This is a genomic window from Propioniciclava sp., assembly GCF_036744435.1.
GTDB lineage: Bacteria > Actinomycetota > Actinomycetes > Propionibacteriales > Propionibacteriaceae > Propioniciclava.
Map to the genome: position 1 here is coordinate 1 of NZ_DAIOIA010000119.1, position 8,705 is coordinate 8,705.

General features: G+C 67.6%; 10 protein-coding genes. 3 read left to right on the top strand and 7 right to left on the bottom strand.

Going from position 1 to position 8,705, the window contains the following annotated elements; all coding sequences use genetic code 11:
- Positions 1 to 442, bottom strand: a 442-nt coding sequence (locus V7E09_RS12720) for a hypothetical protein (RefSeq protein WP_324523483.1), incomplete at its 3' end; no start/stop codon positions are given.
- Positions 443 to 599: 157 nt separating this feature from the next.
- Here V7E09_RS12720 and V7E09_RS12725 point away from each other — a divergent pair.
- Positions 600 to 932: an SHOCT domain-containing protein gene (locus V7E09_RS12725; RefSeq protein WP_324509969.1), complete on the top strand. Its 333-nt coding sequence runs from the start codon at positions 600 to 602 to the stop codon at positions 930 to 932.
- 3 nt (positions 933 to 935) lie between these two features.
- Positions 936 to 1,229, top strand: a complete 294-nt coding sequence (locus V7E09_RS12730; RefSeq protein ID WP_324509967.1) for a hypothetical protein — start codon at positions 936 to 938, stop codon at positions 1,227 to 1,229.
- Positions 1,230 to 1,358: 129 nt separating this feature from the next.
- On the opposite strand, the gene V7E09_RS12735 is transcribed toward V7E09_RS12730, so the two are convergent.
- The 4 genes from V7E09_RS12735 to V7E09_RS12750 all read right to left on the bottom strand — a co-directional run bounded on the left by V7E09_RS12735 (position 1,359) and on the right by V7E09_RS12750 (position 5,470).
- Positions 1,359 to 1,784, bottom strand: a complete 426-nt coding sequence (locus V7E09_RS12735) for a VOC family protein (RefSeq protein WP_324509966.1) — start codon at positions 1,782 to 1,784, stop codon at positions 1,359 to 1,361.
- A complete protein-coding gene (locus V7E09_RS12740) occupies positions 1,777 to 2,886 on the bottom strand; it encodes a substrate-binding domain-containing protein (RefSeq protein ID WP_324509964.1) in 1,110 nt (369 codons plus the stop codon). Before V7E09_RS12740 ends, V7E09_RS12735 begins: the two co-directional genes overlap by 8 nt.
- 77 nt (positions 2,887 to 2,963) lie before the next feature.
- Complete coding sequence (locus V7E09_RS12745) at positions 2,964 to 3,956, bottom strand: ABC transporter permease (protein WP_324509962.1); 993 nt, start codon at positions 3,954 to 3,956, stop codon at positions 2,964 to 2,966.
- Entirely contained in the window at positions 3,953 to 5,470 is a 1,518-nt protein-coding gene (locus tag V7E09_RS12750; RefSeq protein ID WP_324523484.1) for a sugar ABC transporter ATP-binding protein, read from the bottom strand. Before V7E09_RS12750 ends, V7E09_RS12745 begins: the two co-directional genes overlap by 4 nt.
- Positions 5,471 to 5,654: 184 nt before the next feature.
- Here V7E09_RS12750 and V7E09_RS12755 point away from each other — a divergent pair, with 184 nt between their 5' ends.
- Entirely contained in the window at positions 5,655 to 6,692 is a 1,038-nt protein-coding gene (locus tag V7E09_RS12755) for a LacI family DNA-binding transcriptional regulator (RefSeq protein ID WP_324523485.1), read from the top strand.
- Between the two features lie 82 nt (positions 6,693 to 6,774).
- Here V7E09_RS12755 and V7E09_RS12760 read toward each other — a convergent pair whose 3' ends face one another.
- Together V7E09_RS12760 and V7E09_RS12765 are read right to left on the bottom strand one after the other, a co-directional pair.
- Positions 6,775 to 7,530, bottom strand: a complete 756-nt coding sequence (locus tag V7E09_RS12760) for a phosphotransferase (protein ID WP_324509958.1) — start codon at positions 7,528 to 7,530, stop codon at positions 6,775 to 6,777.
- A 61-nt stretch (positions 7,531 to 7,591) separates the two neighbouring features.
- The gene (locus V7E09_RS12765) at positions 7,592 to 8,536 is read right to left on the bottom strand and encodes a cation diffusion facilitator family transporter (protein ID WP_324509956.1); all 945 of its coding nucleotides are present in this window, start codon (positions 8,534 to 8,536) and stop codon (positions 7,592 to 7,594) included.
- Between the last annotated feature and the right edge of the window lie 169 nt (positions 8,537 to 8,705).

Consider the following 8,705-nt stretch of genomic DNA (forward strand, 5'->3'; position numbering starts at 1 on the left):
CCGAGAACAGGATCCGCCAGGTGCTCAGGTCCTCGGTGTCGATCTCCTTCGACGCGAACCCGGCGCACGCCACCATCACCGGCACCGCGACGAAGTAGGGGGCGGCCGCCCGGAGCCCGAGGCGTCCCACCAGAATGGAGGTCGCCAGCGCGGCCGGAAGGTACATCCCCATGTAGGGTCCGCCCACCAGGCCGTAGCCGATCAGCCCCGCGGCGGCGGCGAGGAACCCGACCCGTGGCCAGCGCCGCATCGCCACCAGGGCTGCGGCGACGAGGACGGCGCACGCCACCATCCGCGGATCGAGGGCGGCCGAGCGTCCTTCACCCGGGAAGGAGCGGCGAAACTGCATGTGGACGCCCACCGTCGCGACGCCGATCATGGACACGCCGGCGATGAGGGCGGCGAGGACATGCCCTGCCCACGGGCCCGCGCGTCGACTCATGCCGCGAAGCCTACGGCCCGGTTGCGCCGGGGCGGATCGGCCGAGGCGCCTACGCTCGCGGACGTATCCGACGTACGTAGAGATGCGTAGAGGGGCGCTGCGAAGTTCAGCTTCGGTCCCGATGGTTGGCGGGCCGCCGTCGCGTTCCATGGATGGCATGACAACGACTCTGATCCCGCTCCACATGGGCGGCCATGGCCTGTTCTTCCTGTTCCCCCTGCTGCTGCCGCTGCTGCTGCTCGGCCTCGCGCTGTTCCTGCTGCTGCGCAAGGGCCGCCTCGGCCCCGTTCGGTTCGCCCCGGGCGCTCACGGTCGCGGCCCCGGCCGTCCGTTCGGCCCCTACGGACCCACCGCAGAGGATGAGGCACTCGCCCGCCTCGCGGAGCGTCTGGCCAACGGCGACATCACGCCGGAGGAATACCTGGAGCGCAGCAGCGTCCTGCGCAAGTCGGATCCCACCGACCCGACCGCTTCGACCGGAAAGGCGTAAGCCATGGGCCTTCTGCTGATTCTGCTGTTGTTCCTGTTCGCCCTCTCCCGGGTGGGCCGCATCGGTCCCTTCGAGTGGGCTGGCCCGGTGCGTCGCTTCGGCCCGCCGCCGTGGGCCTATCACGGGGCGTTCGGCCCCCAAGGTCCCGCTCCCGAGGCGGGTGAGGACGCCGGTCGCGTCCGGCCGCCGTTTGGTCCGCCCGCCGACCCCGAGCGCATCCTGGCCCGTCGCCTGGCCGACGGCGAGATCAGCTCCGATGACTACCTGGAGCGGCTCAGCTTGATCCAGTCCCGCTGAGGGGAGCCTCGGGCAGCGCCGCCCCCGGCGCCGCCTGTGGTGACGGTGGCCTGTACCGAGAACCACGGTGGGGTCTGACGACGGACGCTTGGTGCGCCCACCGTCAGACCCCACGCTGGTGTTCGAGCGTTAGCGTTTCACCAACTCGACGAGGTAGCCGTCGAGATCCCGAATCAGCAAGGACGTCTGCCCCAGCTCCGGCATGCAGACCGGTGGCGAGACAACGATGGCCCCCAGGTCGAGCGCTCGCTGTTGATACTGCGCCGGATCGGCGACCCGCCATGCCAGGTGGTGCGGCTCGGGAACGTCGGGCGACCGAGGTGCGGCAGCCGAGACGGGCTCGAGGTAGCTGATCAGTTCCAGCCGCACACCCTGGCCTGCTGCGAGGTACTGAATGGTGTGATCCGACAGCGGGACCCGGTCCAGCACGGTGAGGTCGAGCAGGCGGCTGTAGAACGCGGTCGCGCGGTCCAGGGACGCGACGACCAAGGCCGCATGGTCGAGCTGGGAGGGAGCCGGGGCGTCACCCGTGGATCCGGTCACGTGCTCAGTCATAGAGCAGGATCGAGATCTTGGAATCGGTGATGTTGGACTTGTCGTACCAGTGCGAACCCGTGTCGACATTGGCGACGGTCTTGCCCTGAGAAGCGCTGACGGCCAGCTCAACCGCCTTGTACCCCATCTGGTAGGGATCCTGGGTGACGGAGCCGAGGAAGGCGCCTGACGCGACGGCCGCCTTCTGCGATGCGCCCGCATCGAAGCCGACCACGAACAAGTTCTTGTACTTGCCCGTCTCGCGGTTGAGCTCAGTCGCATCCCCCGTGGCGCTGATGACGCCGTTGACCGCATCCTGGTTCGCTGCGAACACACTCACCAACCCGTCGGTGGTGAGGGTCTTGGTGGCTGCGGCCTGGATGTCGGCCTGGCTCGTGGTCGGCGGCACCGTGACGACGACCTTGACCTTCGCGGCGCTGGTGGACGGCTTGGTCCACTTCTCCTGCCCCGACACGTCAACGGAGCCGGCGAGACCGGGGAGCTTCTCCGTCTCAGCGACGGCCGCCTTCACGAAGCCGTTGACGCGCTGCACGATGGAACCCGACGTGGAGTCCTGGGCCAGCACGCCGATCACGGCGGGCTTCTCGGTGGTGCCTGCGGCGAGGGCCTTCTGCACGTCGGTGTTCGCGATCAGGTTCGTGGCCACATTCGCACCGGCGGCCTCGTTGTCGGTTGCTGCAGTCGCGACCACGGCGCCGGACGTGTCGCCGGGGACCCCGGAGTCGAAGCCGATCACCGGGATTCCGGCCGACTTGGCCTGGGCGAGCGTGTCCTGCACGGCATTGGGGTCGCTGGCGGCCAGGGCGATGGCTGCGGGCTTCTGGTTGACGGCGGAGGCGAGCTGTTCCACTTGCTGGGGGATGTTGCTCTCGGCGTCGGGGCCGTTCGTGGTCAGGGAGACGCCCAAGGCGTCGGCTGCATCCTGTGCACCCTTGAACGCCGCTTGGTAGAACTGGTTCTGGTAGCTCTTGGAGATGATGATCACCTTCGGCTTGCCCCCGGCCGACTGCGTGGCGGCGGAGTTGGCTCCGCCGCAGCCGGTCAGCGCCGCGAGCGTCACGGCTGCGCCGAGTGCGATCGCGAGGGTCTTCTTCCTTTTCATGTGTTTCCTTCTGTGTGTGTCGCTGCCGAGTGGCAGCGGTGGGTGGACATCCCGCGAGGGGACGACGGTGGGTGGGGTCAGGAGCGACGGAGGCGGCGCGTCCGCACGACATCGAGGAGGACGGCCAGGATCACGACGACGCCGATGAGGACTTGCTGCCACTGCACCGGGAGTTCCATGGAGAGCAGGCCGGTCTTCAGGACGCTGATCACGAAGACGCCGATCAGGGTTCCCCACAGTGACCCGATGCCGCCCGCGAGGGACGTTCCACCGATGACCGCCGCCGCGATGGCGTACATCTCTTGGCCATTGCCGGTTTGCGGCGTGATGGAACTGAAGGTGGCCGCGTAGATCACTCCGGCGAGGCCGCAGAAGAGGCCGTTGATGACGTAGACCCAGACTTTCCAGTAGGACACCTGCACCCCGGACAAGGAGACCGCCTCCTCGTTGGAGCCGATGGCGTACGTGTAGCGGCCGAGCTTCGTCCGGGTCAGGAGGAACCAGGCGAGCCCGAAGAACAAGGCGAGCCAGATCGCCCCCATGGGGACGTCTCCCCACTTATAGATGACGTTCTTGAATCCGCCGTCGGGGGTACCGAGGCTCGGGTAGGTCTGCGTCTGCACCTTGGCGACGACCGCGCACAATCCGAGCGAGACGAACTGCATGCCGAGGGTGGCGATGAAGGGGGGCAGGTGCAGAATGCCGATCAGGATGCCGTTGCCCAGCCCGAACAGGACGCCGGTGAGGACCACCATCGCCAGGGCCAGGGCGATCGGGAAGTGCCACACGTTGTACGCCACCCCGCCGACCAGTGCCGCCCCGACCATGACCGTCCCCGAGGAGAGGTCGATGCCACCGGTGATGATGACGAACGTCATGCCGATCGCCAGAAACCCGATGTAGTAAGAGGATCCGAGGATGCTGAGGAACGTGTCAGAACTCGTGAAGTGGTTTCCGAAGATGGCGAAGAATCCATAGAGGACGACGAGTGCTCCGAGCGCGATGATTTGCTGCATGGCGGGCCCGCTGGCCGACGCCTTGAGTGCGCTGGAGATTTTGGCGGTGGTCACCGTGATTCCTTACTGTGTTGGGCGTGATGCGTGGCGAGCTCCATGATCGTGACCTGGCTGGCTTCGGCGATGTCGAGGGTGCCGGTCGCCCGGCCCTCGCACATGACCACCACGCGGTCGGAGAGATGGAGGATTTCGGTGAGGTCGGAAGAGACCAAGATGATCGATTTCCCCTGGGCGACGAGCTCGCGCATCATGGCGTAAATCTCGGCCCGGGCGCCGATGTCGATTCCTCGGGTCGGCTCATCGAAGATCAGGATCGACACGTCGCGCAGAAGCCATTTGGCGAGGACGACTTTTTGCTGGTTGCCGCCTGAGAGGTTCTTGACGAGTTGGCTGACCGAGGGGGTCTTGGTCTTCAGGGCGTCGACGTAACGCTGGGTGACCGTGCGGCACTCCTTGGTGTGGACGACCAGGCCGGTGGACAGCGCGTCGTAGGAGGCGAGCACGGTGTTGTCGGTGACGGACAGGTTCAGCACGAGGCCGTAGCGCTTGCGATCCTCGGACAGGTAGGCGATGCCGGCGTTGATCGCCTGCCGGGGATGTGTGAACGTCAGCGGACGGCCGTCCACCTCGATCGTTCCGGTGCCCCAGCGGTCGGCTCCGCAGAGGATCTGCATGGTCTCGGTCCGCCCCGCTCCCACGAGCCCGGCGAACCCGAGGATCTCGCCTCGCCTCAGGTCGAAGGAGACGTCGGTGACGCGCGCGGAGGTGAGGCCTCGGGCGCTCAGGGCGATCGGCGCGTCGGCGGGTACCTGGCTGGTCGTCTTCTGCGCCTGGTCGACATCGCGCCCGACCATCGCGCGGATGATCTCATCGACGGTGCAGGAGGCGGTGTCCATCGTGGCGACGTAGTCGCCGTCGCGCAGGACGGTGACGCGGTCGGTGATCTGCATGATCTCGTTCATGCGATGAGAGATGTAGACCACCGAGACGCCACGGGCGCGCATCTGTTCGACCTTGCGCAGCAGATCGGCGGTTTCCCCCTCGGACAGGGCGGCGCTAGGTTCATCGAGGATCAGAACCCGCGTCTGGGTGAACGACATGGCCCGCGCGATCTCGACCATCTGCGCTTTGCCCACGCTGAGGTCGCGCAGGAGGGTGCGGGGGTCGACCCCGATGTCGAATTCGTCGATCAGCTCTTGGGCACGCCGGTTCAGCTCCTTGTCGGAGACGAAGAAGGTCGTTGACTCGCGTCCGATGAAGATGTTCTGGGCGACGGTGAGGTCGCCCATCATGTTCAGCTCCTGGTGGACGATGGAGATCCCCGCGTGCTGGGCCTCGGCGATGGAGCGGAAGGTGACGGGTTCACCCTCGTACTCGTACAGCCCTCCGTAGTCGGGGTAGATGCCCGTCATGATCTTGACGAGCGTCGACTTTCCGGCGCCGTTCTCCCCGACCAGTGCGTGCACTTCGCCTGCACGCAGGTCCAGGCGAGCGCTCTTGAGCGCCTGCACGCCGGGGAAGGACTTTGAGATGCCTTCCATCCGCAGGCGCAACGGTTCAGATTTCATACCTCTCCAATCTCGACGACGATGTCATGGTGAGGGCGGCAAGTGGGTGCTTGCCTCCTTGATAGGTGGCATAGCAGCTGTCGACTCGGTCTATGACATCGATGTCACGTCTGGCGATAAGGCTAGGGTTGGGGCATGGGTCTGTCAAGACGCGAGAGCGCAACGCAGAGGGGCGGTGATGGTCGTGACGACACCTCGTGATTCCCCCCGCCGGGCATCGACGATGAAGCAGGTCGCGGCGCTCGCGGGGGTGGGAACCAAGACGGTGTCACGCGTCGTCAACGGTGAGCCGCGCGTGGCTCCCGAGACGGCTGAGCGCGTCTGGGATGCCGTCCGAGCGCTCGACTATCACGTGGACATGCGTGCCGGGAGCCTGCGGCGGGCTGATGGGCGCACCCGCACGGTGGGGTTGCTCGTGAGTAGCGTCAACAACCCCTTCGCCGGAGAGATACATCGCGGGGTGGAGGACGTGGCTCGGGCCAGGGGCGTGGCCGTCCTCACGGCCAGCCTGCACGAGGAGCCCGAGCGTGAGGTGCGGGCGGTGGAGGACTTCATCAGCCGACGCCTCGACGGGATCATCCTGGCCTCCACCTCAACCGACATGTCCTATCTGAGCACCGCCGTCACCCAGGGCATGCAGATGGTGTTCATCGACCGTCGACCGCTGGGCGTCTCTGTCGACAGCGTCACCAGCGACAATCGGCAGGCCGCGGCGCGTGCCACCGGGCAGCTCATCGGGCGCGGGCACCGCAGGATCGCCTTCCTGGGGGAGCGATCCTCGATCAGGACGGCCGCCGAGCGGCATCTCGGCTTCATGGACGCCTACGGCGAAGCGGGAATCCCGACGGGCGAGGCGGTGGTGGTCTTCGGGCTGGGCAGCGCGGCGGAGGCCCAGCGGGCGCTGGGGGAGTTACTGGATCGTCGCGAGCCGCCCACGGCGGTGTTCGCATCCCAGAACCTGATCACGATCGGCGCGCTCCACGCCCTGCACGCGAGGGGATTGCAGCACGCCATCGCCCTGATCGGGTTCGATGACCTTGAGCTGGCCGACCTCTTGGTGCCCGGTGTGACGGTGATTCGGCAGGAGTCGCAGCAGCTAGGACGCGTCGCGGCCGAGCGGATGTTCCGGCAACTCGACGACGGGCCGCTGCCACCGGAACAGATCATCGTCCCGACGGCCTACATCGAGCGCGGCAGCGGCGAGATCCGAGCCCCCGGGTAGCGCAACGACTCCAGGACCGACGCCCGGAACGCGCCGCGACCGGCGTTCACCCGGCGCTTGGGGCTGGCCTGGGCGGTGGGGTTCAACGCAGCAGAACTGCGAGGTAGGCGGCGTCCTGGCGGTAGTTCTCGGCGTCCTCGAGGAGCTTCTCGTTCTTGCGGGCCCGCCCGTGGGTGTGGGTGAAGCTGGCGAGTTCCTCCAGCCGGGCGACGATGGCGGCCAGCAGTTCGGGGACGGTGGCGTCGGAGCCGTAGGCGTCGAGCAGGGTGGTGAGTCGGGCGCCCAGATCGATGGCGATGGTGGGGGCGTCGGGGTTCTCGGGGCGCATCAGCGGCGCGATCCGGTAGACGAGGTAGGCCAGGTCCCACAGCCGGGGGCCGGGGGCGGCGAAGTCCCAGTCGATCACGCCGATGAGTTCGTGGTCGCGGAACACCATGTTGTAGGGGGCGAAGTCGTTGTGACAGATCACCTCGTGCGGCTGCCTCGGTACGCCTCGCCAGGTGGCCTCGGGATCGGAATAGTCGGCGGTGGTGTCGTGCAATTCCCGTAGCCAGCGAGCGGACTGGATCAGGACGGCATCGTCATAGACCCAATCCGAGAGCGGATAGGTCGGGACCTTGCCCTTCAGGTAGGACAGCGCCTCGCGGCCGTCCTTCGTCCAGCCCTGTGGCTCGGGTACCCACTCCAGGCCCCGGTCGCGCAGGTGCGCGAGCAGCCGCTGGATGGTGGGGGTCCAGGGTCCGGCTTCGCGGAACACTTGATCCCCCGCGCGGGACACGGGGGTCATGTTGCCGCCCTCGAGCGGCTTCTCCGGCTTCGGCTTCTCGGGCTTGGCCATGTGACCACCCTACCGACGGGTCGCCCTGTTTGCCGTGCAGGGCAGCCCCATCGGGATGTGCTCAGGCGTGGAGCGCGTCGGGTTCGCTCACGCGGAAGGTATCGGTCTCGATCTGGATGGTGGCGTGCTCGAAGCACACCGGGAAGTGCTCCCGCAGGCAGTCGTGCGCCTGGGAGAGGAGGCCCGGCACCTCGCCGTCGGTGAAGGCGCGGTCCGACACCACCAGATGGGCCGTGACGACCGGGAGCCCGGTCCCGATGGTGGACGCGTGCAGGTCGTGGACGGCCTCCACCCCTTCCAGATCGCCCAGGTGGCGGCGTACCTCGTCGAGATCCACCCCCTCGGGGGCGGTCTCCATGAGGACGGAGAACGCCTCCTTCAAGATGGTGAACGCCCGCGGGACGATCAGGGCGGCGATGAACAGGCCCGCGAGCGCATCGGCCCGCTGGAAGCCGGTGGTCGCAATCACGATGGCGGCGACGATGACGCCCAGCGAACCCAGGGCGTCGTTGAGCACCTCCAGGAAGGCGGCGCGCATGTTCAGGTTGGATCCCCGGTTCCCGGCGAGGATCGCGATGGCGATCACGTTCGCGGTCAGACCGAGGATGCCGAAGATCAGTAGTTCACCGGCGGGCACCTCCGGCGGGCTGAACAGGCGCCGGACGCCCTCGATGGCGGTGTAGAGCCCCACGGCCAGCAGGATCGTGGCCTGTCCGAGGGCGGCGAGCACCTCGACCCGGGCGAAGCCCCAGGTGCGGCGGGCGTCGGCCGGACGCAGCATCAGGGACGCCGCGATGAGTGCCACCAGTAGGCCGGACGCATCCGTGAGGGCGTGGGCGGTGTCGGTGAGCAGCGCCAGCGAGCCGGTGACGATGCTTCCGACGAGCTGGATCACGACCATCGTCGCGGTCAGCCCGAACGCCAAGGCGAGCCGTACCCGGTTGCTCCCGGCCGCGTGGCTGTGGCTGTGCCCGTGGGAATGCCCGTGGTCGTGTCCGGCGCCCATCAGGCACCCCCCTCGATCGTGGCGTCGACCTCGTCGTGGTGGGTGCGCAGCGAGGGCCCGATGCCGGTGCCGCGCACGAAGGCGTCCGTGGCGTCCAGCAAGTCGGACAGCAGCTCCGGAGCGGCGAGGAAGAACCAGGACGACCGCCCCTGCGGCCGCACCGCGACCA

Excerpts from the sequence above, each read along its gene's own strand:
- V7E09_RS12725 (WP_324509969.1), top strand. The coding sequence starts at position 600 with ATGACAACGACTCTGATCCCGCTCCACATGGGCGGCCATGGCCTGTTC.
- V7E09_RS12730 (WP_324509967.1), top strand. The coding sequence starts at position 936 with ATGGGCCTTCTGCTGATTCTGCTGTTGTTCCTGTTCGCCCTCTCCCGG.
- V7E09_RS12735 (WP_324509966.1), bottom strand. The coding sequence starts at position 1,784 with ATGACTGAGCACGTGACCGGATCCACGGGTGACGCCCCGGCTCCCTCC.
- V7E09_RS12740 (WP_324509964.1), bottom strand. The coding sequence starts at position 2,886 with ATGAAAAGGAAGAAGACCCTCGCGATCGCACTCGGCGCAGCCGTGACG.
- V7E09_RS12750 (WP_324523484.1), bottom strand. The coding sequence starts at position 5,470 with ATGAAATCTGAACCGTTGCGCCTGCGGATGGAAGGCATCTCAAAGTCC.
- V7E09_RS12760 (WP_324509958.1), bottom strand. The coding sequence starts at position 7,530 with ATGGCCAAGCCCGAGAAGCCGAAGCCGGAGAAGCCGCTCGAGGGCGGC.
- V7E09_RS12765 (WP_324509956.1), bottom strand. The coding sequence starts at position 8,536 with ATGGGCGCCGGACACGACCACGGGCATTCCCACGGGCACAGCCACAGC.